Here is a 25,014-nt window from a genome sequence, read left to right on the forward strand (position 1 = left end):
CTCAGGCTTATTCATTATTCTAAACTAACTTCTCCACATCAGCCTGGGCCTGGTTCAGACCCTCATGAACAGATTTCTCTCCAAGCATAATTGCGTCCCGCTGAGGATTAATTAGATTCATATAGTCTGGCGCATTCAACGGGTTCGGCGTGATCTTGGTGACCGCCAGATTATCAACCGAGGCTTTGTAGACAGGATTTTTTTGTAGTTCCGGATTATTAGAAGCTTCCTGGTTGGCTACATTATCAAAGTTCTTCTGTGCCCAGTAAGTCTGGGCCTGAACATCTGTCATGTACTTCAAAAATTCCCACGCTTCGTCCGGATGCTTCGATCCGTAAGGAATCTCAATGACGAAGCCACCACCAACGCTGTAATGGCCAGCGCCAGCCTTCGACTCTGGAAGCGGTGCGACACCAAAGTTAATATTCTGTCCGTAATCCCGAATTTGGGTGTAGAAGTTTGTTACATCTGTCCAGATCGATACTTTACCTGCAATGAACGGATTAGCCTGCTTGCTGCCAAAGTCTGCTTTGAAGGCATCAATATTGCTTTGACCTAGTCGCTTGGCGTTATTCAGAATGTACTGCATGGCTTCTGCTTTAGCAGGCGCGTTCACGACAGGCTTACCGTTCTCATCGAAGAAATTACGTCCATGATCAAAATTAAGCTGGAGCAAATTCCAGTCCGAGTTGAACTGCGGCGAATACCCGATATGCGTGTATTTGTTCCCATCCTTCTTGTCCAGTTTAGCTGCTGCCTTGTCCAGCTCCTCCCAAGTTGTAGGGAATTTCTCCGGATCAAGTCCGGCTGCCTTAAAGTCATCTTTGTTATAGAACATCATCCGGGTATCGGTATTGAACGGCAGCGCGTAAGGCTCATCCTGATACAATACTGTGTTCCAAAGTTCCGGGAAGAATCGATCCTTAACCTGATCTTGTTCGACGTATTTGGAGAGATTGATTGCCTGCTTCTTGCTGGCACGCTGCTGTACCGTGTTGATGTCATTCATCATAATGTCTGGGGGATTACCCGCACTCACCGCGGCAAGTTCTTTGGTGAAAATATCAGAGAATGGATAATAGCTGTGCTTCACATAAATTTTTTATCCTGTGACTTATTGAAATCATCTACAAGCTTCTCAATTATAGGTCTGCGCGTCTCAGAGCCCCACCAGGTCCAATAGTTCAGTACCACTTTCCCTTCTGCTGATTTATCATTCGCCTCATTCGCTGAGGCTGCGTCGGCAGGGCCTCCTGAGTTTCCACCAGAACATGCAGTTAGCACGATGAAGGAAGATAGGATGGCTAGTACAGTCGTCAAAGTTTTGTAAGTTTTTCTGATTTTCATTATGTAGCCTCCTGTTTGTAATTAGCTGTACACTTTACTTAACCAAGCAAGCTCGAATTGCATCAATTTTTGTATTTACCAGAAAAATGAAGATCGCTTTTATTCATTTCAAGGCCACAAATTCCGATGTAAACAAAAGCGTTCCTTTTTCTAAGCGCAATACTTCTAGGAGATGACAGCTTGAAACCCGAAACACGGATTTATATTGATGCCGTCCTGCAAAATATGAAAAATATTTTGTTTTTTATGTTCCTTCCCATATTAATTGCAAGGCTTGGAGCTTCACCGCTTGAAATCACATTATCCACGTCGCTTCCGCCGCTGATGTCTGCTCTCTCGGTCGTGTTTGTTACCCGGCTGCTCCCATGCAACTTCAAAGTCTATTACTCCGCAGGAATCCTTCGCCAAATCGCTTTCCTGTGTATCGCGTTTGCAGTACTGCTTCCGCATTCAATTACCTGGATTCTAGTCTCCTGGTCCATTAACTGTATTGTGGTCATGATACTGAACGTGCAGCAGCACTCGCTGATCAAGCACAATGTCGCTGAGTCGAACATGTCCACCCTATTCGGAAATATTCGAATTATAGCTATTCTGGTAACGATCGTCTGCTCCTACAGCGCAAGTACCCTGCTCGACCGATATGATACGATTTTTCCATATAACTATTTCATCTGCATGCTGGTTGGGGCGGTGTGTACATTCACCGGGATGAATATCATGGCCCGTCTTGCTCCAAGAGAATCGAAGTCAATCAAGCTTCAGTGGAAGCCTCCGCTGCGCAGGTTAAGTCCGTTCCTGATCATGGTTGGCTTTATGTCACTTGGCAGCGCCCTTCCTGGTTCTCTCTGGGTGATCTACCATGTCAATGTGCTGCATTTCAGCAATATGTAAATCGCGATGTTCTCCATCTGCTCGGGTCTGGTATCTGCAATCACCATTCCGCTGGGGCGCTGCTGGATCAAACGGTTCGGTTACCGTAATACACTGCTTACCGGATATGCTCTGCTCATGTGCACCGTCAGTTTGTACGGTCTGTCCCATACTTACGCTGTTCTGCTTGGATTTCAAATCATTCGCGATCTGATTAGCAGCTTCACCGGGATCGCTCAGGAGACGCTCTCCATTGAAGAATCCAGGAAGCATGATGACGAGGCCGGCTTCTTCTCGGATGTGGCCCTGCTTACCAATGTTGGCGGCGCCCTTGGCCCTTTCGCAGGTATGCTCTTACTTCAAATCTTTAATATACAGACTTGCTTCGTTCTCCTTGGCGTGATCGCCTTAGTACCGGCGGCATGGTTCGTATTCCGGATGAACGAGAAGAGCCAGACGAATCCGGCTCAGATTGAGATTGTACACGTTGTAAAATAGTGACTTATTGATAGTAGAACTAGCAAAAAAAGGATTAGAAAGCTCAAAGCTTCTAATCCTTTTTTGCATCGTTTCATTTCTAACACACCTGCGTTCCCGCGAAAAATGTCGTATATTTAGTGAAAATCCTATGCTATTATGTACTCATATATACACTTATTTGATGGGGGAATTAAGAGAATGATAGGAGAGCAACAAAATTCCAGCTTAGCATCAATTAGAAAGGAGGATGTGCGAAAGAAAAACGACCTTATCTTTAAAGCACTGGCCGTGACTGTACTACTCGCCGAGGTTACCTACTTTACCATACACCAAAGTATGAATATCAAGATCCTGATGTCAGTACTCGATATATTTGTACTGTTTGTAATTGGTATTCTGCATTTCGGCAGAAGATGGGAAGAAGCAATTCCTTACGTAGCCATAGCCGGAATAATTTCTATTTTTACAGTATCTACGATCTACATACCCAGTATTTCCAACCTATTTCAGGTATTTTTCTTATTAGCTGTAGCATTAATTTATATGAATAATAAAGTATTAATCACTGGCGCAGTTGCCGGGGCTTATATTCTTTGGTTGAACATGTACATGAATGGCGACGCAATAGGGCTGAACAAAGATAATATCATCGGGCTGTGGTTCTACTATTTAATTGTGGTTGTCATTTTGTTTGCTTTCCAAAAAGTCGCTAACCGCATGGTTACCAATCTTGCTGATACTCAAATGAAAACAGAACAGCTGATTCATCAACTTAACGAACATGAGAAATCCCTTCGGGAGAATGTGACCACGATCTCTAATAACATGGAGCTAATATCGCGGGGAAGCAGTGAGAACGCGGTCTCCTTTAATGAGATGAACGACGCCTTTCATGAAATTACGAAAGGGGTTATCTCCGAATCCGAAGTTCTGGTAACGATTTCGGAATCAGTGAAGAACAGCAATTCCCAGCTTGAAGACATGTTCCAATCTTTAGGTCAGCTCCGTGCAGGCATCCAAGGTGCGGCGGACTCTTCCGAGCGGGGAGATGCCACCGTGGAAGAAATGTACCTTATGATTAAGGATTTCAGTGTTCAAATTCAGGCTGTAAGCGATCAGGTGAATGACCTGGCTGCACAGATCAAAGGCTCCTCTGATCTGATCACTACCCTGCAGGACATTGCTTCACAGACGAATTTATTGTCCCTAAATGCGAGTATCGAGGCTGCTAGGGCCGGTGAAAGCGGACAAGGCTTCGCCGTTGTGGCAACTGAAATTCGCAAGCTGGCCGATTCCTCCGCAAAAGCTGCGGACGAAATCTCGAGCAATCTACTGGCAGTCATTGATCAGTCTGGCCATACACAGGTTAATATGAATACCATCTCTGATCAAATGAAGGATTGTCTGGCAATGACGCTGGAGACCCGGGATGTTTTTGCTGAAATTAACAACTCCGTGAAAGAGATTAATGAGAGAACAGCTCATTATGACAAGACCATTACGACCATTCAATCCTCCTCCCGATCCATCGAGGAATCCTCAGAGCATTTGGCTTCAGTCAGCCAGCAGACTTCCGCGACCCTGGAAGAACTGTCGGCTACAATTGAATCCTTAGTTAATCAGAATAATATCGTGCTGGAGAACATTAAGCATAATGAGGCAGCACTGAGCAATCTGGCTCAGATTAAGGACGAAGTGAAGTGATCTAAGTAAAGTAAAATAAGTTATTAGCCTGACTCGAATAAAAAGCAGCGGCAGCCATGGACTGAAATTTCAGTCCTGAAGCTGCCGCTGTTTTATTTTTGCTATATAAGTTGAATTTAAGAATTACCTATAGGCAAGAGTGTGAAATGATTCTGGAGAAGCGGAGCGTTCGCCTACAAGCTTTCTGAAAGAAAGCTGCATCGGAAGCATAAGCTTTGAGATTGGACTTCAATCTTTAAAAAATTTTAATGAAAAAGTCTGAGAACAACAGCGATCGTAGGAACATTTCATACGGCTGACTAGCACGTAAATCATTAGTTCAACTTATAACCCGCATTTATCGTGCTTTCACCCAGCATTTGTATCAATTCTTGCAGCGAGCTAGGGATAAAGCTGTCTTTCCTGGTCACGAAAAATGTAGCCGAGTGGCTGTATTCCTCGGGAATAGGATGCAAATGGACGAGTCCTGCCTCAGCGGTACGGCTGATGACCGACTTGGGCAGGAGGGAAATACCTAGCCCGGCGGTTACCCCGCCGATAATAGCCTCCAGGGTGCCGAATTCCATTACATTAAAGGCGACAATCCCTCGCGATCTGAGCCATTCCTCGAGTATTTCCCGATAGGAACAGCCCGAGCTGAACACGAGAATAGGCTTGGTCAATGCCTCATCTAATGTCTGAATAGCTTGTTCGGAGACGATAAGCCTCTCCTCCTCAAATACGGGTATCGCTTGTATGTCCGTGGTTGGGGCATGCAGTGCAACGAAGGCACCGTCCAGCTCGTAGTGCTGGACCTTTTCAATTAGCTCATGAGACAGGCCCGTGGTCAAGGAAAGAGAGACGCCTGGAAACCTCTTGTGATACGCAGCCAAAAGGCCGGGCAGCCGTACCGCCGCGGTTGTCTGCAGCGAACCGAGCCGCAGTGGACCACTCGGTTCCGAGGACACAGTCATCGCCCTGGAGGCTTCTTCCAATAAGGTGACGACCCGCTCGGCATACACAAGCAGATTCTCGCCACTGGATGTCGTCTTCATGCCCCGGTTGTGGCGATAAAAGAGAACAGTCTGCAGCTCAGCCTCGAGCTGTTGTATTCGGGCCGTCACATTAGACTGCACATAGCCCAGCCGGGCGGCGGCCTTGGTGATCGAGCCTTCGCGGGCAACAGCTAGAAACACACGAAGATCCGTGCTTTCCATCTAGATACCTCCCCTTTCTGATATCGCTAAAATTGATTTCAAAGTTCATTTATACTCATTTTACATGAAACCAAAGCGAGATTACAATGGCTATATCACAATTTAGATGGAGGTTTTTGGCATGAATAATTATAAATATTACGCGCTGATCCTGTTCACTACCTTTCTCATGGGCGTGGCTTTTCCTGTAGGCAAAATTGGACTGCTCTATGCGGCGCCATTCCTGCTCATGGGGGTGAGATTTGTACTGGCAGGGAGCACCCTGGCCGTCTGGACCTTAATAAGGAAGCTGCCTCAGCCGCAGAACTTTTCAGGTTGGTTGAAGGCTGCTGTCATCGGTATCTTTCAGTCCGCAGGAGTTATGGGCTGCGCTTATTACAGCATGCATTGGATTACTACCGGGGAGTCAGCGATAATAACAAGCTCAAGCCCGCTGATTGTGGTTCTGTTCGGAACGCTTTTCACAGGCGCGCGTTATCGCCCGCTTCAATGGCTCGGGGTTATGCTGGGCTTCGCAGGCATTGTGGTCAGCTTCGGCTTTCATATCGGCCTGCAGCCGGGTACATGTATTGGGCTCATGGGAGCAGTCTGCTTCTCGGCGGCTACACTGCTGATCAAGCGCTGGGGCAGCCAATTTCACATGACAGCTCTTGCAGCATACCAGATGCTTTTCGGAGGAGGTCTTCTTCTCCTGTTGAGCCTGCTGACAGAGCATACGTATTTATATATCAACGTAACATCCACTGTAGTAATATTGTGGCTCGCCGTTCTGTGCTCCATTGTGCAATTCTCCGTCTGGTTTTACCTATTGGATAAAGGAGATCCCGGTAAAACAAGCTCTTTTCTGTTCCTAGCTCCAATATTCGGTGTCCTGAGCAGTTGGGCTCTCTTGGGAGAGAGTATTGCCTGGGAGGCGGTGGCTGGATGCGTGCTCGTGTGCCTCGGTATTTATTTGGTTAATCGGAGTGATTCCCCTAGAAAAGTGCGTAATAGACGGCATGGATTGGGTGACCGAAAATGTACAACACTCTCGTCATGAACCGAATATTGCTTTAATTAACGAACACTACGATTTGAAAACAACCAAGCAGAAATAGTTATTAATAATACTAACCAAGAAAATTGAACGGCTAGTCCCGACCATTTGTCCAAATAGATATTTACAGCAGGTATTGAAAAAAGATTCATTGTAGCAAGATCAGGTAGAAATTTAGCCATCTGAGAAACTGCAAACAACATTTGGCTAAGTCCCAAAATAAGCGGAAACATGATAGCGATAGGTGCTATAAGCGATTTAGTTATAATAGATAATGCAGAGGTGATCCAAGCTAATTGAATCCAACTCAGTAGGCCAAGAGAAGTACTTCCAAGTAACCGCATCATGAAAGAACCTGTCCATTCCATATCGTGTTGAGACAATAGAAAGATTAAACCGAGTGCACTTGAAACTATTCCTGTAAGCACTACCAATATAGTAATATTTATAAATTTCGCACATAATAACTTTACTCTTGAGGGTTGTGTGAGAAGTGTTGTTCTTAGAACAGAGTGTGAATATTCTTGTCCAAAATAAGCCGCACTGGCAACAACAATTCCCAGTTGACCCAAATAAAGTGATTGTAAGCTAAAAGAAAGTACCCCCTCCTCTCTCCCGATCCTAGGTGTATCGGATGTTAATAAGAAGAGTAATGGAACGATAATAGCTCCGATTACACCTGAAATGCACCAACCATAAGAAAAAAATTTGATTTTCTCACTGCGCAAAACAGAGTACATCAATTTTTGCCCCCCACGTCACTACGGACAAAAGAGTATAAAGATATGATCAAAGTTACGATAACCCACATCAACAGTACGGTACCGCCTCTTAATGGATCATGCTCAAAAGGATCCGTTGGTGTTGCAAAAAAAAGATTACCTGCTGCCACAGGGAGATACTTCCCCCACTCATACTTTTGCGCTAAAAAGTTTCCTAGATTGTAAAGCTGCGGAAGCAAAAAAGCTAAAGGTACGATAGCATTTCTAAAGAGCATTCCGATCCCAAAAGAAAGTATGGTTAGTAAAATCCAATCCAGCACTGAATAGCCTATAAACTGCCAAGCTATTGTACTTAAATAAAATGGATGTAAGCCTAGTTTCCCCAAACCAGAATGCGTAATAGAAATAGTAGCAAGAATTGCTATAAATGATATGAATGTACTGCATATTAAAAGTGAGAAGACTTTCGCACAGAAAACCTTAATACGACTACTTTGACATAGTAAAGTTGTACGTAATTGATGATGTTTATATTCACTTGCCCCTATAATTCCTCCAAAGACAATCATCGGTAATAACCCAAATGGCACTATCTCAAATCCGAAATAATCCAAAGGAGGCAAAGCTTGCGCTAATTCCGGGTGAGTTTCTGGTGTCGCATCTAAACCAATTTCAAGATAGCTTTTTGCTACGAGAAGTGCCATTAATGGTTGAAATACGATAACTAGAGCACAAATTACCCACCACCCTCTACTTGAACGAATCTTTATTAGTTCAAATCGTATGGTTCTACAAAAAGTCTTCATTTTATACCCCACCCTCTGTAAGGGAAAAGAACACATCTTCCAATGAATCTAGATTTTTCATAACATGCTGAAGTTCACCGGTTACTATTATTTTTCCATGATTAATAATAACTACATCATCCGCCACAGCTTCCACTTCAGAAAGAAGATGTGATGACAACAAAATAGTCTTTCCCCTGTCTGATTGCTGACGAATAAATGTTCTAAACCAGCGAATTCCTGTTGGATCAAGTCCATTGGTTGGTTCATCAAGAACAAGATATTGAGGGTCTCCCAAAAGAGCTGCTGCAAGTCCAAGACGTTGTCCTTCACCTAATGATAAAGTTCCTAATCTCGCTTTGCTTTTTTCTGATAAACCGACAATTTCCAATACTTCAGGCACACGACGGAAAGAGATGCTGTTGCTTTGTGCTATGATTTTCAGATGTGTTTTTACCCTTCTTGAAGGAGCACCTCCTATACCATCAAATGCTGCTCCTACCACTTTCAATGGAGTCTCAAATGCTGCATAGTTGATTCCGCCAAAAGTTGCCTTTCCTGATGCGCGATCGAGTCCCAACAATATACGAAGTGTGGAGCTTTTTCCCGCACCATTGGGTCCAAGAAAAGCTGTGATTCTCCCTTGTTTTGCTTCAAAGGATACATCTTTTAAAATATCTCTGGTCCCGTGTTGTTTACATAATTGGGATATAACAATATCGTTAGTAATATTCGTCAATATAAAAATCTCCTCCTAAAATTTCAGTTTATAAATTCAGTAATTTCAATAATATCCCATTTTCAAGCGGATAATATTTTGTGTAACAAACTACAAATTATATGTAACTATTAGCATCATTTCCGTTCTGATCTAATAAATGGATACGGAGAACAGGATCTCTTATACTGGTTAGAGAGGAATTCATTATTATGCGGGGGTGAAACGATGGCCATAAAAGTGGCTATTTGCGATGATGTTCCTGTTCTTGCGAAAGCGATCGAAGAATTATTGTTAGAATATGACTCCTCGTTATTTGAAATTGATATATTCTACGATCCACTTCGTTTCATTGAGTTTCTTAAAGGAAATACATATGATTTGTTTATTCTAGATATTGAGTTTCCTACTCGCTCGGGAATAGAGATCGCCGAGACCATAAGGCAGAATAACTATACATGTCCAATTATTTTTATTACCAGTTTCAAAGAATATATGGAAAAGGCTTTTAAGGTTAATACTTTTGATTACATTGTAAAACCAGTAACAAAGGAGAACCTCTACCCTGCCTTGAACCGCGCTATTAAATATTTAGATATAGATGATTCCAAGTTTATGTTTACCTTTAACAAAGTTTTTTACAGTCTTTCATTTCGTGAGATTATTTACTTTGAAAAAAACAAAAGGAGAGTGCTTATTCACACCCCCTCTGATACATATGAAACGATGCTTCCAACAAGAGCTCTTTTATCCAAAGTGAATGACAATTTTGTGCAGGTTCACACCTCGTTTATTGTTAATGTCAGATATATAAAGCAAATCAGCCATAATACAATTGTTGCAAATTTAAACGATAAGCAAACGGTTGAAATACCTATGAGTCGTAAATTTATAGAGCCTGCGAGAAAACAAATTTTGATGAAGTTAAGGGACTTAATATAATGGCTAAATTTTCGCCCAAAACAAAGAAGCGACCCATAAATGTTTTTCTCGTTATTGTACTAATTTCAATACCGATCATGCTATCAGTATTTGTGTTAATTACTTCTGTAGTTTCGGAAATCAACTTTATCAATCATCCAAACTTAATTTTTATATTGATTGCTTCTTTTATTGTTTATATGAATATATGTATTCTATGTCTGTATAAATCCCTTGGAAACTATTATAAAAAACTTGAAAAAGCTACAACGCAAAAAATAGCATTTGAATCAGAATTGAAGTTCTTCAAGCAACTAAAGCACTCACAATCCAGACTCTATTCCATGAAGCATGACTTAAAAAACCAATACGTAGTGCTGAAGGGGATGTTAAGTAAGGGGGATACCGCCGGGGCTGAAAAATATCTTCAAAGTTCGATACTGAAAATCGAACACATTGATTATTTTTTCACAAATAACTATGTCCTAAATTATCTTCTGAATGAAAAAAAGTCTGTTGCTGAAAGAAATGGAATAACTTTAAACATTAAATCTTTCCTTCCAGAAAAGATTAATTTAGATACTGATATTTTGGCAGTTGTGCTAGGGAATTTAATAGATAATTCCTTAAACGCAGTCTTACGTTTTTCTAATTCTAATGAACCAGAGATTTCACTTCTTATCAAACAATTTGATAATAACCTGCTTATAGAAATTTCAAATGTATTTGATATTATGGAGCTTAACACTCGAAAGAACAGACAAATCGAGGGAATAGGAATTAAAAATGTGAAAAAAATTATAGAAGAGAATGGTGGAATTTATGACCAGTGGGTTAAAGATAATCAGTATATTGTAAGTATACTTTTACTCAATGTATATGATATAGAAAATGAAGAATAGAGCAGACTGCTTCGATTAACCCTTGTTCATTGCCATACACACGAAAAGGCACCCGCTGGGTGCCCTTCGTATGCTAAACAACCGTATTACTAATAACCTTCACAAACCCACTATCGAATGCCTTATTGACTAGATGGTTAATGGATCCTAGCGCGCTCTCGCTAAATAAATACCATTGCTGCTCAGAACCGTCATACACCAAAACCTCGGGGTATTGTATGGCAGTATCATCTTCACCACGATATGTGGCAGGAAGTAAAGTATAGATATCGAAGCGCTTTAAACTATTCCCTTTGTTATCTAAAAAGTCATACTGCCCATTTTTATAATACGAACCTGGTACGTCAAGGTTAATAGTCCACGAGTAGCTAGCAGGGGCTTCGACCTTGGCACCTAAGTTATGTACAAACATGTTGTAAATGGCTCTGTTATAGGCATTCCCATTGATTTGCTGTACGACACCGCCCATAGTCATATGGTATTCTTCGCGCAAAGCCTTCACCTGCACACCTTCTATGATCAATGGCTCGGTATCAACAGTTACACCGGACTTGCTGTAATTGACCTTACAGCCAAACGTTTCTACGATAAAGCGGAGCGGAACGAATATACGATTCCTTTTGACATACGGCTTAACATCCAATTTCACGGTTACCCCGTTTTTTACCACCGTATTGCTATTAGGTTTTAGAGTCACTTTCATTCCATCCTTAGTGAATGTCACTTGGGAATTTGACCACTCAACCTTAGCTCCCAAACTCTCACTGATCACACGTAAGGGTACCATAGTACGACTGTTCTTCACTTCAGGGTGCACGTCAGATACGACAGCTACACCGTCAATTTTGATGGATGGGTCATCTGCATAAGCAGGCGGGGAAGTGAAAATCGTGAATGCGAGAATAATTAGCGGAATAATCTTCTTCATTTTGAATCATTCCTTTACTAATTTTTATCAATCATTTAATCCTTTTCCATCTAAAATCTTCTGCGCATATTTCTCAATCCGGGATTCGCGGGTTTTAGATTGTTTGGGTTCAGCAAAATAATGAAGGTATGCTCTCTGCCGCCCCGGCGTTAATGCCTCAAAGGCAGATTTCAAGGCGGGCATATCACTGAGTTTAGTTTGAAACTCTTCAGTAATGGCGTAATCTGCTGTCTTTTTGAAGTCCACTTCCAAACCCGCTTTTTCAACTTCGATAGCTTCCTGGATATAGGCTTTCAAGATGGTCTCCATTTCAACGATTTCCTGAACATTCGTGAACCGAATCTGGCGCGCCGCTTGGACATTCTCCGTTTGCTGAATTAGAATCCCATGGGCATCCTTTAACAAGACACCTTTATGAAACAGAAGCGCAATATATTGCTTGAATCCATGTATTAACACTATGTTCTTATTCTCGTAAGTGTAACAGGGGTGCATCCACTTGAATTCTTCGGTCAGGTCACAGTCAAGAACTATCATTCTCAACTTCTCATATTCTTCCTTCCACCTTTTAGATCGACTTATAAATTCATCAACCTTGGGATTCAATCTGCTGTTCGTCATTAAGAAAGCTCCCCCTTCTATTGTTTCATCTTATGTATTTCGTTCATTATTTCAATCTTGGTATCAAGAATGCTTTCTTGCTCCTACCACTTCTCGTTCATAATCTCTTTCCTCTTTTGACGATATTCATCATCAGAAATAAGGACTTCTTCTTTCAGACGTTCCAATCGGCGCAGCCTTGTTTCAATATCATTCGCCAAGCTTTTCCGAGGAATAGAAAGATCCTTATCATCCACTTCAATCTCCCATGTGGAAACTCCTCTCTTTCCGAAAAAATTAAAGGCGTGCCCAATCGTAATCCCAACTGCTATGAGCGTCCAGACAATCCCAAACCACCCCATGCTAGCAAATAGGGTTAATCCAATATAAGTAAATATTCCCCCTACAATCATTCCCATAAAGGATGCGGCCTTACTTGGTCTAGCACGTCCTCTCAATTAGTTCACTCCTAGCATATTTTATTTAACTTTGAATGAGACTATTTCCAAACATCCTGTCTGCTTAATGTAAATTAAAGTACTTGTACCGAATTATCATCAACAAACTGCTGGAGGTTCAACTCATTAGGTGATGGCTTGTAATCAAATGAAATTTGAATCAAGGCTCCAGGAGCTACTACAGTAGGCGTTTTGCCTTGTGCCAATGTTCTCCCATCAGCGTAATCAGCACATCCCAACTTCCCCCAGCAGTAAGTGCTTTGAGTCACTTGGATTTGTGTTGTCCCAAAAGTAACACGTGGAAGCGGCGGGGAATCCTTCTTAACGCTAATACCAACACTCGTAGCGAATCCTTCGAGCCTTGTATGTGCTACAAGCTGCCCAGCAGCAGGCGTCAAATACAGGAATGCCGTAATCAAAGCTAATAATCCAGAAGAAGCTATAATGATTGGTCTTTTTCTCAGCATGCCAAATTCCCTTGTCCCAAAATCCACTTCTAATAGTAAGACGTTGGAATTGACTAGAAAGTTGTTATTAAACAAACCATTCACCCTGCGCTATTTTTACTACTTTCCCTCCTACATGAACTTTGATTATTCCACTATCATCACTTGCTTCCAAGAACAATAGTGAAGGTCTTTCAATTTCGTACCCTTGTTCTACACGAACGTTTATTTTATTATTTTCAAAATAACGGTATTTGACCAGGTAAGCGGCTAAGCACCCATTCGAACTCCCTGTAGCCGGATCTTCAGGAATGCCGTAATACGCTGCAAAATCCCGCACGTTCAGATCATTTACCGAATGATACGTTTCAGGAGCGAAGACCATAATGGCTTTCGCCTCGGTCTGATCAATTAATTCGAAATATTTCTCTCTATTCAGCCTCACTTTCTTGACACCCTCCAGCGATTTCAGAGGAACAATGATGACCGGCAGTCCAGTTGAAACCTCTTGAACAGGATATCTGCCGTCCAGGTCTTCTTTTGCTATATTAAGGACATCTAGAACATGATGAGCATCCAGAATCCGGCCAAAAGCAGGTTCATTTTGTTTCATCCATATGACCCCTTCTTGAGGGTTAAAGGTAACTGGAATCAGGCCGCCTTTGAAATTTAAAGTTATTTTCTCAACACGCTTCGTTAAAATTTCATTTTGAATAACATAAGCCGTTCCTAAAGCCGGATGACCAGCAAAAGGTATCTCTTCCTTGGGTGTAAAAATACGCACGTCATAGTTATTATTTTTGGATTCAGAAACTATAAAGGTCGTTTCGGAATAATTAATTTCCTTTGCTATCTGCTGCATTTCAATATCAGAAAGATTACCTGCATTTTTAAAAACTGCAAGTGGATTCCCCGTATACTTCCCTTCTGAGAACACATCAACAATAGAATAATTTATAATTTGTCTCTCCATTAGTCCTCCTTGTGAGCTATACCACCAACTGCCCCTTCTCCTCCGCAATCCCGATCATCGCTTCGACCCCGGAGTTGAACTCCAAATAGTCAATTTCAATTCCGTCACTGAAGATCACCCCATCTTCAGGCATCTGAGACACGATTCTCAGAGGTTCATGCCGCTCAATTCTGCCAAAGACTAACTCTGCGCTCGTCGTTCTGCTCGGGAAAGGCTCTCTTACGGTAAAATAAAGATTAGAAGAATTCCACATAGCCCGCGTGTCGGGAACTCTTACCCCTTGCCTGTCAGGTTCTAAATTTCTTGGCTCTGCACCAAGTACCGTGTCCGGTGTAAGGGTTATGCGCTGCTGCATAACGCTCCCTACGATCCCCGCCGCTCCTGCGAGAACACTCTTGAACCAGCCTGTCGAGCCCAGTCCAGTCGACACAATAATCCCGCTTGAGGATTGCTGCTCTGTCACTTGGCCCAGCTTGAGCTGATACCGTGCTGAGACATGTGTCCTCCGTCCCACGAACAGATCATTCACCCCATAGAGACACTGTCCGTCATTTAAATGCGCCTTCGCCAGCGTAACTTCCTGGATCTGCCGCCGGTGATGCAGCACATCCTGTACGATTAGTCTAAGATCCTGCACGGTAAAAGGGAGTAGAATCCCGTCCCATCTACCAGGGTCAGGGTTCACACCAATCAGGGGCTGTGCTGCTGCATACTTCAGTGTATTGGCAACTAATCCATCCTGTCCAAGCACCACCACAATATCCTGTCCGCCAAAAATAAAGTTCGGCACATGCTCACGGTCAAGAGTCTGGACCCTGCCGATAGCAGTCAGTTCACTGACTGCTAAGTTAAGGGCTTCGCGGTAGATCTTATCCTCCTGGATATAATCACTAAAGTCCGCACCAAGTCTTTCGATATAGAATTCTGCCTGCTGAATAGTATTATACCGGACAACCAATTCCTCCAGCCGGGTTCTCCGCTTGACCAGAACTATCTTTCGTTCGGTTAAAGGATTGCTCATCTTGCACCCGCTCCTCTTCCACCATGATTACCATGAGCCGAATCCGCCATTAGACCCTGAAGAAGATCTGGTGTGATGTTAAGCTGACCAATTTTACCAGCATTCTCCGCAAGCTCCTGGAAGGCTATCGCAATCAGCTTATCCGGCTTCATATCCATATTCGTAAGTGCCTGAAGTACATTCGGCGGCACATCTTGAAGGGACTTCATTACCACAGCAAGCTCGTAGGCTTTGGCATCTGCTTCAGCTTTCTTATTGGCTACGGTAAGGCTGATCAATTCCTGCTTCTTCTCCTCGAGTTCAGTATCAAATTTCAATTGCTCTTCCTTCATCTCGTTCTGCTTCTGCTTCACCGATCTCTCGGCATCCAGCTGTGTCTCACGGATCTGTCTCTTCTTCGTCTCCACCGCAATCTCTGTATTCAGCTCATTCTCTTTGACCCTTCGTTCCTGCTCAATCGAAGCATTTCTGCGTTCATATAATGCTTCATCCGCATTCCGCAAAATTTCTTCACGGGCCTGTGCTTCAAGAGCTCTAATCGTCTCTCTGTTCGGCAGAATGGCTAGAATCGAAAGCCCCATTAGCTCGATCCCAAGATTCTCAATTTCTTCGTGTGCCCGGATCTCCCGTGTTACGTTCTGAGCCAATCGCTCACTTGCCTGTATAGCCTCCTTTAGAGGCATATGCTCTAGATGTTTCTTCGTCTGCACTTTGGCAATATTGATCACCCGCTGGGCGAGCTTGGCCGGATCGTCCGAAATGTAATTGTTCTTACGCAGATTATAAGTATAGTTCAGAATTTGCGTAATTTTCTTATAGTCCATGATTCGGTAAGTCAGCTGTCCTTGAACGGTTACAGTCTGATAATCGTTAGTAATCTCTTCGAACATGAAAGGAACATCAATCGAAGATACAGGTACAACCACGACCGAGGTCGTCGGAGCATAATAGTAGAATGACAGACCTACGCCCTCCCGGACAATCTTGCCATTCCGGACCTTCATCACATACTCACTAGGTTGAAATTTAACGAAATTGTATCCAAACATGACAACTACCTCACTTTCTTGTTGGATTGGGGAGTTACCCTCGAATAGCCAAGTCAAGCCGACGGTAAACGAACCGATGAAATCCAAACCGACCCGGATTGGGCAGCCAGCCAGGACATCGTACTCGATCCTACCTTGATGTTAAGCAGTATCCCATCCTCAACTTAGTAACTTTTTGATAATAACAAAACAATACCATATGTATTTGATATTATCAATATGGTACTAACAATAATTTTATAAAAGCATCTTTGTAGGTTGAATGAAATCAGGATCACTCATCGTAAAAAAGATCGGTATACCACACAAAAAATCCGCTCCTAGACAGAGCGGATTAACACAATTCATTTCAGTTATATGAATCGGAAGGCTGACCCAAAGCTCATCTTGAAGGTCTTTGATCCGAACTCCCAGCTAGCCAATGGGTCTCATGTCAGGCGGTACTCTTCTCGCCACACCCGTACGCATCGCAGCCTCGATCACTGCCCGGCGCACGTTTTTGACTACCTTCTCATTAAATATGCTTGGTATAATATACTGCTCATTAAGCTCGGAGGAGGAGACCACCGATGCAATCGCATGGGCTGCAGCAAGCTTGATCTCTTGATTCACCACTTTGGCCCTGCAATCAAGTACGCCCCGGAACACTCCCGGAAAGACCAGTACATTATTGATCTGATTCGGGTAATCACTTCTCCCTGTAGCGAATACGCTTACGAGCGGAAGCGCCAGCTCAGGATCGATCTCCGGCTCGGGATTAGCCATGGCGAAGACAATTCGGTCAGGTGCCATGCGCTCCACATCTTCAGCCCTGAGAACGTTCCCTCGTGATACACCGATGAATACATCGGCCCCCTCGATAACCTCAGGAAGCTTCCCCGGCTTGTCCTCAACCTGCGGCTGACTTGCAAGCCACTGCCACATCGGTTGGGTATAATCTCCCCCTCTAATAATGGCTCCCTCCCGATCAACAGGAATGAGGCGCTGAACTCCTGAGGCCAGCAGCATTTTGCAGATCGACACCCCCGCTGCTCCAATACCATTAACAACCACACGGATATTCTCCATTGATTTGCCTGTTACCTTCAGAGCGTTAATAAGTCCTGCGATCACGACAATGGCTGTTCCGTGCTGATCATCATGAAAAATCGGAATATCAAGCTCTTCAGCCAGACGAGCTTCAATCTCGAAGCAGCGTGGCGAGCTGATATCCTCCAGATTAATGCCTCCAAAAATCGGACTGATCGCTTTAATTGTTCTTATAATCTCTTCTGTATCCTTGGTATCCAGACAGATCGGGAAGGCGTCCACATCCGCAAGCTGCTTGAACAGCATCGCCTTACCTTCCATTACGGGAGCTGCCGCCTCGGGACCGATGTCTCCAAGTCCAAGCACTGCGGTTCCGTCCGTCACTACAGCCACAGTATTTCTTTTTATGGTAAGAGAGTAAGCTTTATCTACATTTTCATGTATAGCCATCGAGACGCGTGCTACGCCAGGTGTATATACTCTGGAGAGATCGTCACGGTTACGGATTGGCATACTGGGCTGAATAGAGATCTTCCCACCCAGATGTGCCAGGAAGGTTCGGTCAGATACGTTGATTATGGTGATTCCCGGCATAACCCGAAGAGCATTCACAACGAGCTTCTCCTTGTCATCGGCCACCTGGACCGTAATATCCCGCACAGAATTGTCAGAACCAGGCCTGATAACATCGATCGATATAATGTCTCCGCCGGCTTCACTTACCGCCGAGGCTACATCACCGAAGCTTACATGTGTGTGATTGAGTTCTAATCGAAGTATGATGCTGTTAAAAGCCATTTATTTCAGACCCCTTCCATGCCTCTTTTATGAAAACGCTTCACAACCTATGATATCCTCTCCGCATGAAACTCACAAGGACAGACACAGCATTTTTAGATGGTCATCAATCATGAATTCGAGCCACTTCACTTCACAGTCAGGCGATTAAAGGAAATAAAGTGTTAGACTCACTGCACAGGAGGGAGTTATGGGTGAATTAGAAAGACAGACCTTAACTAAGGTCTGTCCATCAGCTCGAACGGAACAGAAGCCATCTCTTGTCCGTTCACGATAATACCCAGTCGATGCTCTCCTGGATAGTACTTACGCGTGGTAATCAGCTTGAACGAGTGTTTTTTCACAATAGTGGTGACTCCAGGGTTGTACATCTTCTCGGACAGCTTGAATCGCTTCGATGACAGCTTGCCATTGCTTCTCATATAGCCGACTTCATACTCGATACGAACCTTTCTGGGCTCGGCAGACTGGTTCTGGATCTCGAAGGAGAAGTAAAGGTCTTCGCCTATAGCGACAATTGGATTAATCGCTTTAAGAGTCAGTACTTCCAAACCGGCACAATCTCCAAGACCGAATAGATCAAGAGCTTCCGGGTCACCTTTCTTTATCAGAGTACGCAAGCCATGTCTGACAATCCAGTCCGTAAGCGGGTTATGCCCGTACCACTCTTTAGCAATATCAAGCACAAGCCCTGGATGATCCCTAGAAATGTCATTGAGATTGTTAGCTACACTTTTGCGAACGTAATCGGAAGTGTCCTCTTTGAGTGCGTTCAGAATCGGCAGGATGGGCTGAGGGTCTCTCTTGAATAGGGTCAAGCTGACTCCCCAAGGTAATCTTGGTCTGCATCCTTCGGAAGCAAGCCTGCGGACGTGCTCATTCTCATGCGAGGACCACCTCAGCATTTGCTGCATCATAAGCTCAGGGTCCTGGATAATGAAGGGCCGCACTGCAAATTCTGCACTTGAATATGTAGTGAATTGCTCCAGGGCAGGAATTGAGATGTTGATCTGTTCCAGACCATTCAACTCAACAAAATCCGGGAAGAATAAATATTCAAATCCCCTGCACTGCGGCGCGATCTCGGTAAGAATGCCGATTGCCTCTTCATAGTTATTGGGAAGTGTACGCGTCAAAGTAGCTGCAACGTGCCGGATTCTTTGCTTAAGCTCCCGGCCTTCCCATGCATCGTCATAGATGAGGTCTAGGAAATGCTGCTCATCGAACGAGGAATAGGCTCCCTTCACAATCGATACAAATTGATCAAAAAAAGCTCTTGAATACATATCTTTCAGCGCACTCATCAAGGACCACCCCCTATCTTTGGTCTGATGATACCTGAAATCACTTGCAGTGTCTATTCAGAGCATAACTTCAATCGGTTTTTGTTTCTATTCTACTTGACTCTCTGGGCGGCAAAAGTTATAGACTGTGCCCGAAATTCAGAAGGCACCTCATACTTTTCCTCTTCAATAGATTGTAGAACCGCAGACTGCTCAAGTACATTCCAGTCCCCATAGACCCGCTCAAGAATTTGGACTGCCTTTGTTGATGACAAGTTAAGCTCAATCAGAGGCTCCAGTTCCTTGCCGGAGTCCATTTCAACTTCCTGAACATTGGTATTCATCCCGATACAGTGGATTCCGCCGATCCGGGTCCCCTTCTTCATTCGCTCCAGAACCTGAACGAAAGCTTCCTCTGAGGAGACATGCTCCAGACAGCCGCAGGCAATAATATAGTCATATTCTTCATCACCGAAATCCGTATGCTCCGCATCGCCTTTCTGTACTTCAACAAGTGTCTCCACGCCATACTCAGCTGCGTTCTCACGAAGCTTATTCACAGCCTCATCCAGCAGATCCATACCTATTACTCTGCTGCCTGATCCCTTAAGCTTAAGGGCCAGAGGTATCGTATTCCGGCCAGCACCGCTTCCGAGATCCATAATAACGATATCCTTCTTATATCGCAGCAGACGATCCTGCAGCTCCATTACCAAGGGGATTGGTTCAGACATCCAGGTTCCCGGTTCCAAAATCTCTTTCTCACTATATAATTTGCTATGATAAGTCTCTTCAGCCCTGCGGGCTTCTTCGAAATTAGCCTGGCCCATAAGTTCACTCCCTCTCTAGGTATTTTCGCAGGACATCAGCCCCGCGGCGGAAATGGATCATTTCCGTAGCTGTTGGATTCCGAAATCTTGCCATCCATGTTATGAATCTTGTGTTCCGTCTCTACCTTCTTCGCTTCTTCCCGGCCTCGTTCTTCAGCCTCAGCTTTGGTTCTATGATGGCTTATTTTCTCTCCATCCTGTTGATTATCCCAACCGCCGTCCGGATTTGGTGTAGTATGAATAAATTCATTAATTTTCGACATGATCTTCACTCCCTGGTCTTGAATTATAGTCGTTATTACCCAAATGAACGCCCTACTTCACAAAATCGAGCACAGCGTCCAGCGACTGCTTCGGCGTCTTTGCTATCAGATCCCCGAACTTGTCCAGCCGTTCCTGGATGGTCAGCAGATTAAATTCTTTGGGATCTACACCTTCTCGAACTTCGTCCCATAATAAGGGGGTCGAGACGGTAGCATGCTCCCTGGCTCTTGGAGTGTAGGGAGCCGACAGACTCTTGCCTGAAGCATGCTGTACATAATCTATATAGATCCTGTTCCCGCGGTCTCTGATCAACCGCTCGGTGGTGAACATTTCAGGATACTTTTCAGTTAGAAATTTAGCGAGAAATTGCCCGATCTTACGCAGCTGGTCAAAGGTATAACCCTTCTTCACCGGAATGATAATCTGCACCCCTGTTGCACCGCTGGTCTTGGGGACAGACTGAATCCCCATCGAATCCAGCGCCTCACCAATTAAAGCTACCGCTTCCATTAGCCTTGGCATAAGCTCTTCACTCGGATCAATATCGAGCACCCATTCCGCAGGCTCTTCACCTCCGATATATTCAAAGGAAGGATGGAATTCGAGCGCAGCCAGATTACCAAGCCATAATAAAGTTGGCAGAGAGTCCAGATTAATATAGTCTACGCCATCCCTCGTGGCGGTATGGACGAAATCTGGAAGCGGCTTCGGGGCATTTTTCTGGTAAAAGAACTTGCCTCCCACCCCGTTTGGATACCGGATGGTAGTTAAATACCGGTTCCTGCAATATGGAAGAAGGTAGGGAGCCAGCAAGATCAGCTTTTGCAAATACAGGGCCTTGTGAATCCCGAGCTCTGGCCAGAGCATCTTATCCGGGTGAGACAGCTCCAGCTCATGTCCTTCTACTTCGAAGATTCCAGTATTCTCGTTGCTCATAATGGAATTCCTCCTAAATCTACCAACCTGGGATGACGAAGCAGCCCAAGTGTGGTGGTCTCCCTCCCGCTTACCCTGGCCTCAAGTGGAGAGTTTAGCCATCTGACATCTGCATTTCTCAGCCCTTTCGGCAGATCAGGGAAATAATCCTCCTGCAGCGCATTGGCAGGCAGTTCTCTCAGCCTCATCTTCACCCGCTCGTTCAGACCTGAGGAGACACGCCCGAAATATAGTCCGTCCCTTCTCATGACTAGACTGGATACCCTCCCATCCTTCCAGATCACGCCCACGATCTCCACATCGAAATGAAGGATGGTCTTCCGCTTGAACCAGTCCTGATGATCCTTGCCTACCTTGTATTTGCTCTGGCGCTTCTTGCACACCATACCTTCCCAGCCCTGATGAACAACCCAGTCCCAGAGCGCTTCACCATCCTCGAATTCATCGGCAAGATATAGAGGCGATTCCCAGCCTTCTGTCAGCTTCTGTAGTTGAAATCTCCTCTCTTCATAGGCCAGGCTGCGAAGATTAAGATCTCCAAGCTGCAGGAGATCGAACATAATATACTGTACAGGTTGTCGGTTCGCCGCCCTCTTAATCAGGGAAGCGTCCGAGAGCTTGTCCCTCTGCTGCATAAGCTGAAAGCTGGGCTGTCCGCTGGCGCCATCAAGGATCACAGCCTCCCCGTCCAACAAGAAGGTTCCGGGGTATCGAGAGAGAGCCTTCACGAGATCCGGATAACTCTTGTTTCTTAAAAGCATTTTCTTGGAGTACAATTCAACTTTTCCTTCTTGGACCCAGGCTAAGATCCGGAATCCATCCCACTTCAGCTGATAGATCCATTCCTCCCCGTAAGGAATTTCGTCCGTTAGAATCGGGGACATGGGCGTAAAAGGGCGCATCGGTTAAGATCCCGTCTTTCTTCTGCGCGGTTTAGCTGTTGTCTTGGAAGCCGCTGAAGCTTTGGCAGATCTGGAAGAGGTGCTGCGCGCAGTTGTTGTGGACTTGGAGCTAGACTTGGGCTTGGGCTTGGACTTGGATTGGGATGAACGTTTGGCTGGCGGCTTGCTCGCTGAGGTGGTCTCTGATCTCCCCGTCTCCCCTTGCTTGTCTACGGCAGCTTCCTTGCTCATCTTGAGACTCGCTTTCAAGGCGTCCATAAGATCAATGACATTGGTCTTCTTCTCATCAGGAGCGAACTTCACTTCCTTGCCTTCTACTTTATCCTCAATGGCATCCATCAATCGATCTCGATACTCGTCTTCGTATTTGTCCGGTTTAAAAGGCGCGGCGAGCTGATCGATCAGCATTCGGGCCATTTCCAGCTCACGTTCGTCTACTTTCGTCTGCTTGGGCAGATTAGGGATCTGTTCCTTGGGACGGATCTCCTCAGCATAATACATGGTCGACATCGAGAGGACCCCATCGACAATCCGAACTGCTGCCAGACTGCTCTTGGAACGGATACTGACGTTCGCGATACCGATCTTCTTCGTATCCAGAAGTGCTTCCACCAGCAAATTATATGCGTGCTCCCCGCTTTCCTCAGGAGCAAGATAATAGGTCTTCTGGAAATAGATCGGGTCGATCTCGGACAGATCGACGAAATCTAGAATCCGGATTTCACGCGAGGTCTTTGAAGCGAGCTCTTCCAGTTCTTTTTTATCGAAGGTGACAAAATGACCCGGCTCGTATTCATAACCTTTGACAATTTCATTCCAGCTTACATTCTCTTCGCACTTGGGACATGTCCGGTGGTACTGAATGGGAACATTAAATTCTTTGTGCAGCATCTTCATCGGAATGTCGTTGTCATGAGTTGCCGAGTACATTTTGACTGGAACATTGACGAGACCGAAGCTGACCGCACCTTTCCATACAGTTTGCATAACTAGCCCTCCTCTGGGTCAATTCCCCGTTCGGGTAGATTAATTACTTCGTATTAACCTTAAGTAGCAGCCTGCTAATCAGTGGATACTGGAAAGGAAACCAGAGATCATAAATTGACGAATGCCCAAAATGGGTATAAAATTTAAATTTGCCTTAATAATATGGAATAACTCCCTAGAGATTTAGGAGTTACTCCATAGAAATATGGATGAACTCCATTAATCAAGGTATTTATATATTTCTAATAAGTAAGGGTGATTGCATTGTCCAGTCCATACCAGATTCTATTATTTTATAAATTTGTAAATATAGAAGATCCGGAAGCTTTTACTGCTGAACACCTTCAATACTGTAAGGAACTAGGTATAAAAGGCCGTATCCTGATTGCCAAAGAAGGCATCAATGGTACTTTGTCCGGCACCGTGGAACAAACCGAGAAGTATATGGCTGATCTGCGTGCTAATCCATTGTTTGAAGACATTGTCTTCAAAATTGATGAGTCCGAAGGACATGCCTTCAAAAAGCTGTTTGTACGTCTTCGGCCGGAGCTCGTCACCTTCCGGGTTGACGACAGAGAGCTTGATCCGAACAAGATCAGCGGGAAGAGATTGTCTCCCAAAGAATGGCACGACACACTTGAGCGTGATGATGTCATTGTTATTGACGGTAGAACGGATTATGAATATGATATCGGCCATTTTAGAGGCGCGATCCGGCCTGAAGTGGAATCATTCCGTGAATTCCCGGAATGGATTAAGGAGAACCTGAGTGAGTACAAAGACAAGACCATCTTAACTTACTGTACAGGTGGAATCCGTTGTGAGAAGCTGTCCGGATATCTGATGACGGAAGGGTTCAAGGACGTGGCCCAGTTGGAAGGCGGTATTGTGACTTACAGCAAAGATCCTGAAGTACAAGGCCGTCTATTCGATGGGAAATGTTACGTCTTCGACGAACGGATCTCCATTCCTATTAACCATACCGATGAAGATATCGTGGTTGGAAAATGTTATCATTGCGGAACAGCAAATGATCATTATGTGAACTGCCCTGTCTGCAATCTGCAGCATATCAGCTGCCCTGAATGTGAAGAGAAGCATGAGCACTACTGCTCTGATGCATGCAGAGAGAAAGCTGAGATGGTTGTATAAATGAAGCAAGGGGCGGTCCCTAGGTTGATACCTGGGACCGCCCCTTTTTGCATGTTCAATAAGATTGTGAGGGCGATACATCTTTGTTCAATGTATACTTGATTGAGCTCAGCTCTGCTGCTTCATCTCCTGAGCCAGCGCATTCAGCTTATTCATCGTATTCCAATTGCGGGAAGTGGAAGGGATTTTCAATTTATCTAGCGCACCTCCTAGCTTGGAATCCAGGATACTCTGGCGAAAGTGAAAATACACATCCCGCCCAATAACCGCGAACTCATCATTTCCCTTCTCGGATTGATCAATCTTATGTATTTGTTCTTCAGTCAAAGGTTCTCCCAGCAGGGATACATGCAGACTCTCTCCATCGCTAAGCTCACGATGCGCGAACGGCGAATTAACGATCAGATCTTCTAGTTCCTGAGCGGTTCGCAGCATGACTTTGAGCGCAATCCCGAAAGAAGTATTGATCTCTTCTTCAATTTCTGCCGCAAGTGTACGTTCATCCTTCTCGGACTCAAATAGCACATTTCCGCTTTGAATATACGTTTTGACCCGTTTGAATCCCCTGTTCTCCAATGCCTCCTTCAAATCAGCCATCTTGATTTTATTTTTACCCCCAACGTTGATCCCCCGCAGCAGAGCAATATAGATCATAGTGCAGCCTCCAATCAAAT

28 protein-coding genes are annotated in these 25,014 nt (G+C 44.4%); 7 read left to right on the top strand and 21 right to left on the bottom strand.

Annotation, left to right across the window (positions count from 1 at the left end; genetic code table 11):
- Positions 1-19 precede the first annotated feature (19 nt).
- Complete coding sequence (locus ACRRNK_RS12230) at positions 20-1,093, bottom strand: ABC transporter substrate-binding protein (RefSeq protein WP_433943029.1); 1,074 nt, start codon at positions 1,091-1,093, stop codon at positions 20-22.
- Positions 1,090-1,347 carry a hypothetical protein gene (locus tag ACRRNK_RS12235; protein WP_433943030.1) on the bottom strand — a complete coding sequence of 86 codons (258 nt, stop codon included), beginning with the start codon at positions 1,345-1,347 and terminating at the stop codon, positions 1,090-1,092. The genes ACRRNK_RS12230 and ACRRNK_RS12235 overlap by 4 nt, the downstream gene beginning before the upstream one ends.
- A gap of 180 nt (positions 1,348-1,527) precedes the next feature.
- Here ACRRNK_RS12235 and ACRRNK_RS12240 point away from each other — a divergent pair, with 180 nt between their 5' ends.
- The 3 genes from ACRRNK_RS12240 to ACRRNK_RS12250 all read left to right on the top strand — a co-directional run bounded on the left by ACRRNK_RS12240 (position 1,528) and on the right by ACRRNK_RS12250 (position 4,404).
- Entirely contained in the window at positions 1,528-2,241 is a 714-nt protein-coding gene (locus ACRRNK_RS12240) for a hypothetical protein (protein ID WP_433943031.1), read from the top strand.
- 6 nt (positions 2,242-2,247) lie between these two features.
- Positions 2,248-2,718, top strand: a complete 471-nt coding sequence (locus ACRRNK_RS12245; RefSeq protein WP_433943032.1) for an MFS transporter — start codon at positions 2,248-2,250, stop codon at positions 2,716-2,718.
- A 231-nt stretch (positions 2,719-2,949) separates the two neighbouring features.
- Positions 2,950-4,404: a methyl-accepting chemotaxis protein gene (locus ACRRNK_RS12250; protein ID WP_433943033.1), complete on the top strand. Its 1,455-nt coding sequence runs from the start codon at positions 2,950-2,952 to the stop codon at positions 4,402-4,404.
- Positions 4,405-4,718: 314 nt separating this feature from the next.
- Here ACRRNK_RS12250 and ACRRNK_RS12255 read toward each other — a convergent pair whose 3' ends face one another.
- Positions 4,719-5,600, bottom strand: a complete 882-nt coding sequence (locus tag ACRRNK_RS12255; protein ID WP_433943034.1) for a LysR family transcriptional regulator — start codon at positions 5,598-5,600, stop codon at positions 4,719-4,721.
- A 121-nt stretch (positions 5,601-5,721) separates the two neighbouring features.
- On the opposite strand from ACRRNK_RS12255, the gene ACRRNK_RS12260 reads away from it, so the two are divergent.
- On the top strand, positions 5,722-6,639 hold the full coding sequence (locus tag ACRRNK_RS12260) for a DMT family transporter (protein ID WP_433943035.1): 918 nt from the start codon (positions 5,722-5,724) through the stop codon (positions 6,637-6,639).
- Positions 6,640-6,656: 17 nt separating this feature from the next.
- Here the strand turns inward: ACRRNK_RS12260 and ACRRNK_RS12265 are convergent, their stop codons facing one another.
- From ACRRNK_RS12265 to ACRRNK_RS12275, 3 genes are read right to left on the bottom strand one after another with little or no spacing between them, the layout of a single operon-like run.
- Positions 6,657-7,376 carry an ABC transporter permease gene (locus ACRRNK_RS12265; RefSeq protein WP_433943036.1) on the bottom strand — a complete coding sequence of 240 codons (720 nt, stop codon included), beginning with the start codon at positions 7,374-7,376 and terminating at the stop codon, positions 6,657-6,659.
- Complete coding sequence (locus tag ACRRNK_RS12270; protein ID WP_433943037.1) at positions 7,376-8,164, bottom strand: ABC transporter permease; 789 nt, start codon at positions 8,162-8,164, stop codon at positions 7,376-7,378. Before ACRRNK_RS12270 ends, ACRRNK_RS12265 begins: the two co-directional genes overlap by 1 nt.
- A gap of 1 nt (position 8,165) precedes the next feature.
- Positions 8,166-8,882 (bottom strand): ABC transporter ATP-binding protein, encoded by a 717-nt coding sequence (locus ACRRNK_RS12275; protein WP_433943038.1) that lies wholly within the window; start codon positions 8,880-8,882, stop codon positions 8,166-8,168.
- 207 nt (positions 8,883-9,089) lie between these two features.
- Here ACRRNK_RS12275 and ACRRNK_RS12280 point away from each other — a divergent pair, with 207 nt between their 5' ends.
- Both ACRRNK_RS12280 and ACRRNK_RS12285 read left to right on the top strand, forming a co-directional pair.
- Entirely contained in the window at positions 9,090-9,803 is a 714-nt protein-coding gene (locus ACRRNK_RS12280) for a LytR/AlgR family response regulator transcription factor (RefSeq protein WP_433943039.1), read from the top strand.
- Complete coding sequence (locus ACRRNK_RS12285) at positions 9,803-10,684, top strand: GHKL domain-containing protein (protein WP_433943040.1); 882 nt, start codon at positions 9,803-9,805, stop codon at positions 10,682-10,684. The genes ACRRNK_RS12280 and ACRRNK_RS12285 overlap by 1 nt, the downstream gene beginning before the upstream one ends.
- Before the next feature lie 73 nt (positions 10,685-10,757).
- Here ACRRNK_RS12285 and ACRRNK_RS12290 read toward each other — a convergent pair whose 3' ends face one another.
- The 14 genes from ACRRNK_RS12290 to ACRRNK_RS12355 form a co-directional block, all read right to left on the bottom strand.
- The gene (locus ACRRNK_RS12290) at positions 10,758-11,612 is read right to left on the bottom strand and encodes a copper amine oxidase N-terminal domain-containing protein (RefSeq protein WP_433943041.1); all 855 of its coding nucleotides are present in this window, start codon (positions 11,610-11,612) and stop codon (positions 10,758-10,760) included.
- A gap of 27 nt (positions 11,613-11,639) precedes the next feature.
- Complete coding sequence (locus tag ACRRNK_RS12295) at positions 11,640-12,233, bottom strand: YdeI/OmpD-associated family protein (protein ID WP_433943042.1); 594 nt, start codon at positions 12,231-12,233, stop codon at positions 11,640-11,642.
- A gap of 83 nt (positions 12,234-12,316) precedes the next feature.
- Positions 12,317-12,631, bottom strand: a complete 315-nt coding sequence (locus tag ACRRNK_RS12300; protein WP_433943043.1) for an SHOCT domain-containing protein — start codon at positions 12,629-12,631, stop codon at positions 12,317-12,319.
- Positions 12,632-12,744: 113 nt separating this feature from the next.
- Entirely contained in the window at positions 12,745-13,137 is a 393-nt protein-coding gene (locus ACRRNK_RS12305; RefSeq protein ID WP_433943044.1) for a hypothetical protein, read from the bottom strand.
- Between the two features lie 67 nt (positions 13,138-13,204).
- Positions 13,205-14,089 carry a PhzF family phenazine biosynthesis protein gene (locus tag ACRRNK_RS12310; protein ID WP_433943045.1) on the bottom strand — a complete coding sequence of 295 codons (885 nt, stop codon included), beginning with the start codon at positions 14,087-14,089 and terminating at the stop codon, positions 13,205-13,207.
- 16 nt (positions 14,090-14,105) lie between these two features.
- On the bottom strand, positions 14,106-15,110 hold the full coding sequence (locus ACRRNK_RS12315; RefSeq protein ID WP_433943046.1) for a sugar kinase: 1,005 nt from the start codon (positions 15,108-15,110) through the stop codon (positions 14,106-14,108).
- Complete coding sequence (locus ACRRNK_RS12320; RefSeq protein WP_433943047.1) at positions 15,107-16,159, bottom strand: SPFH domain-containing protein; 1,053 nt, start codon at positions 16,157-16,159, stop codon at positions 15,107-15,109. The genes ACRRNK_RS12315 and ACRRNK_RS12320 overlap by 4 nt, the downstream gene beginning before the upstream one ends.
- A 414-nt stretch (positions 16,160-16,573) precedes the next feature.
- A complete protein-coding gene (locus ACRRNK_RS12325; RefSeq protein WP_433943048.1) occupies positions 16,574-17,986 on the bottom strand; it encodes an NAD-dependent malic enzyme in 1,413 nt (470 codons plus the stop codon).
- A 218-nt stretch (positions 17,987-18,204) separates the two neighbouring features.
- Positions 18,205-19,290: a DNA alkylation repair protein gene (locus tag ACRRNK_RS12330; protein WP_433943049.1), complete on the bottom strand. Its 1,086-nt coding sequence runs from the start codon at positions 19,288-19,290 to the stop codon at positions 18,205-18,207.
- A gap of 92 nt (positions 19,291-19,382) precedes the next feature.
- Complete coding sequence (locus tag ACRRNK_RS12335; RefSeq protein WP_433943050.1) at positions 19,383-20,099, bottom strand: class I SAM-dependent methyltransferase; 717 nt, start codon at positions 20,097-20,099, stop codon at positions 19,383-19,385.
- A gap of 35 nt (positions 20,100-20,134) precedes the next feature.
- Entirely contained in the window at positions 20,135-20,362 is a 228-nt protein-coding gene (locus tag ACRRNK_RS12340) for a DUF2188 domain-containing protein (RefSeq protein WP_433943051.1), read from the bottom strand.
- 52 nt (positions 20,363-20,414) lie between these two features.
- Positions 20,415-21,299 carry a non-homologous end-joining DNA ligase gene (gene ligD, locus ACRRNK_RS12345; RefSeq protein WP_433943052.1) on the bottom strand — a complete coding sequence of 295 codons (885 nt, stop codon included), beginning with the start codon at positions 21,297-21,299 and terminating at the stop codon, positions 20,415-20,417.
- A complete protein-coding gene (locus tag ACRRNK_RS12350; protein WP_433943053.1) occupies positions 21,296-22,183 on the bottom strand; it encodes a DNA ligase in 888 nt (295 codons plus the stop codon). Before ACRRNK_RS12350 ends, ligD begins: the two co-directional genes overlap by 4 nt.
- Before the next feature lie 21 nt (positions 22,184-22,204).
- Positions 22,205-23,188 (bottom strand): Ku protein, encoded by a 984-nt coding sequence (locus ACRRNK_RS12355; RefSeq protein WP_433943054.1) that lies wholly within the window; start codon positions 23,186-23,188, stop codon positions 22,205-22,207.
- A 258-nt stretch (positions 23,189-23,446) separates the two neighbouring features.
- On the opposite strand from ACRRNK_RS12355, the gene ACRRNK_RS12360 reads away from it, so the two are divergent.
- Positions 23,447-24,340: a rhodanese-related sulfurtransferase gene (locus tag ACRRNK_RS12360; protein ID WP_433946880.1), complete on the top strand. Its 894-nt coding sequence runs from the start codon at positions 23,447-23,449 to the stop codon at positions 24,338-24,340.
- A 108-nt stretch (positions 24,341-24,448) separates the two neighbouring features.
- Here ACRRNK_RS12360 and ACRRNK_RS12365 read toward each other — a convergent pair whose 3' ends face one another.
- Positions 24,449-24,994 carry a DUF1697 domain-containing protein gene (locus tag ACRRNK_RS12365; RefSeq protein ID WP_433943055.1) on the bottom strand — a complete coding sequence of 182 codons (546 nt, stop codon included), beginning with the start codon at positions 24,992-24,994 and terminating at the stop codon, positions 24,449-24,451.
- Between the last annotated feature and the right edge of the window lie 20 nt (positions 24,995-25,014).

Source organism: Paenibacillus sp. SN-8-1 (genome assembly GCF_050995535.1).
Lineage (GTDB): Bacteria > Bacillota > Bacilli > Paenibacillales > Paenibacillaceae > Fontibacillus.

Excerpts from the sequence above, each read along its gene's own strand:
- ACRRNK_RS12235 (WP_433943030.1), bottom strand. The coding sequence starts at position 1,347 with ATGAAAATCAGAAAAACTTACAAAACTTTGACGACTGTACTAGCCATC.
- ACRRNK_RS12245 (WP_433943032.1), top strand. The coding sequence starts at position 2,248 with ATGTTCTCCATCTGCTCGGGTCTGGTATCTGCAATCACCATTCCGCTG.
- ACRRNK_RS12255 (WP_433943034.1), bottom strand. The coding sequence starts at position 5,600 with ATGGAAAGCACGGATCTTCGTGTGTTTCTAGCTGTTGCCCGCGAAGGC.
- ACRRNK_RS12260 (WP_433943035.1), top strand. The coding sequence starts at position 5,722 with ATGAATAATTATAAATATTACGCGCTGATCCTGTTCACTACCTTTCTC.
- ACRRNK_RS12265 (WP_433943036.1), bottom strand. The coding sequence starts at position 7,376 with ATGTACTCTGTTTTGCGCAGTGAGAAAATCAAATTTTTTTCTTATGGT.
- ACRRNK_RS12270 (WP_433943037.1), bottom strand. The coding sequence starts at position 8,164 with ATGAAGACTTTTTGTAGAACCATACGATTTGAACTAATAAAGATTCGT.
- ACRRNK_RS12280 (WP_433943039.1), top strand. The coding sequence starts at position 9,090 with ATGGCCATAAAAGTGGCTATTTGCGATGATGTTCCTGTTCTTGCGAAA.
- ACRRNK_RS12285 (WP_433943040.1), top strand. The coding sequence starts at position 9,803 with ATGGCTAAATTTTCGCCCAAAACAAAGAAGCGACCCATAAATGTTTTT.
- ACRRNK_RS12290 (WP_433943041.1), bottom strand. The coding sequence starts at position 11,612 with ATGAAGAAGATTATTCCGCTAATTATTCTCGCATTCACGATTTTCACT.
- ACRRNK_RS12295 (WP_433943042.1), bottom strand. The coding sequence starts at position 12,233 with ATGACGAACAGCAGATTGAATCCCAAGGTTGATGAATTTATAAGTCGA.
- ACRRNK_RS12300 (WP_433943043.1), bottom strand. The coding sequence starts at position 12,631 with ATGGGAATGATTGTAGGGGGAATATTTACTTATATTGGATTAACCCTA.
- ACRRNK_RS12305 (WP_433943044.1), bottom strand. The coding sequence starts at position 13,137 with ATGCTGAGAAAAAGACCAATCATTATAGCTTCTTCTGGATTATTAGCT.
- ACRRNK_RS12310 (WP_433943045.1), bottom strand. The coding sequence starts at position 14,089 with ATGGAGAGACAAATTATAAATTATTCTATTGTTGATGTGTTCTCAGAA.
- ACRRNK_RS12315 (WP_433943046.1), bottom strand. The coding sequence starts at position 15,110 with ATGAGCAATCCTTTAACCGAACGAAAGATAGTTCTGGTCAAGCGGAGA.
- ACRRNK_RS12320 (WP_433943047.1), bottom strand. The coding sequence starts at position 16,159 with ATGTTTGGATACAATTTCGTTAAATTTCAACCTAGTGAGTATGTGATG.
- ACRRNK_RS12325 (WP_433943048.1), bottom strand. The coding sequence starts at position 17,986 with ATGGCTTTTAACAGCATCATACTTCGATTAGAACTCAATCACACACAT.
- ACRRNK_RS12330 (WP_433943049.1), bottom strand. The coding sequence starts at position 19,290 with ATGAGTGCGCTGAAAGATATGTATTCAAGAGCTTTTTTTGATCAATTT.
- ACRRNK_RS12335 (WP_433943050.1), bottom strand. The coding sequence starts at position 20,099 with ATGGGCCAGGCTAATTTCGAAGAAGCCCGCAGGGCTGAAGAGACTTAT.
- ACRRNK_RS12340 (WP_433943051.1), bottom strand. The coding sequence starts at position 20,362 with ATGTCGAAAATTAATGAATTTATTCATACTACACCAAATCCGGACGGC.
- ligD (WP_433943052.1), bottom strand. The coding sequence starts at position 21,299 with ATGAGCAACGAGAATACTGGAATCTTCGAAGTAGAAGGACATGAGCTG.
- ACRRNK_RS12350 (WP_433943053.1), bottom strand. The coding sequence starts at position 22,183 with ATGTCCCCGATTCTAACGGACGAAATTCCTTACGGGGAGGAATGGATC.
- ACRRNK_RS12355 (WP_433943054.1), bottom strand. The coding sequence starts at position 23,188 with ATGCAAACTGTATGGAAAGGTGCGGTCAGCTTCGGTCTCGTCAATGTT.
- ACRRNK_RS12365 (WP_433943055.1), bottom strand. The coding sequence starts at position 24,994 with ATGATCTATATTGCTCTGCTGCGGGGGATCAACGTTGGGGGTAAAAAT.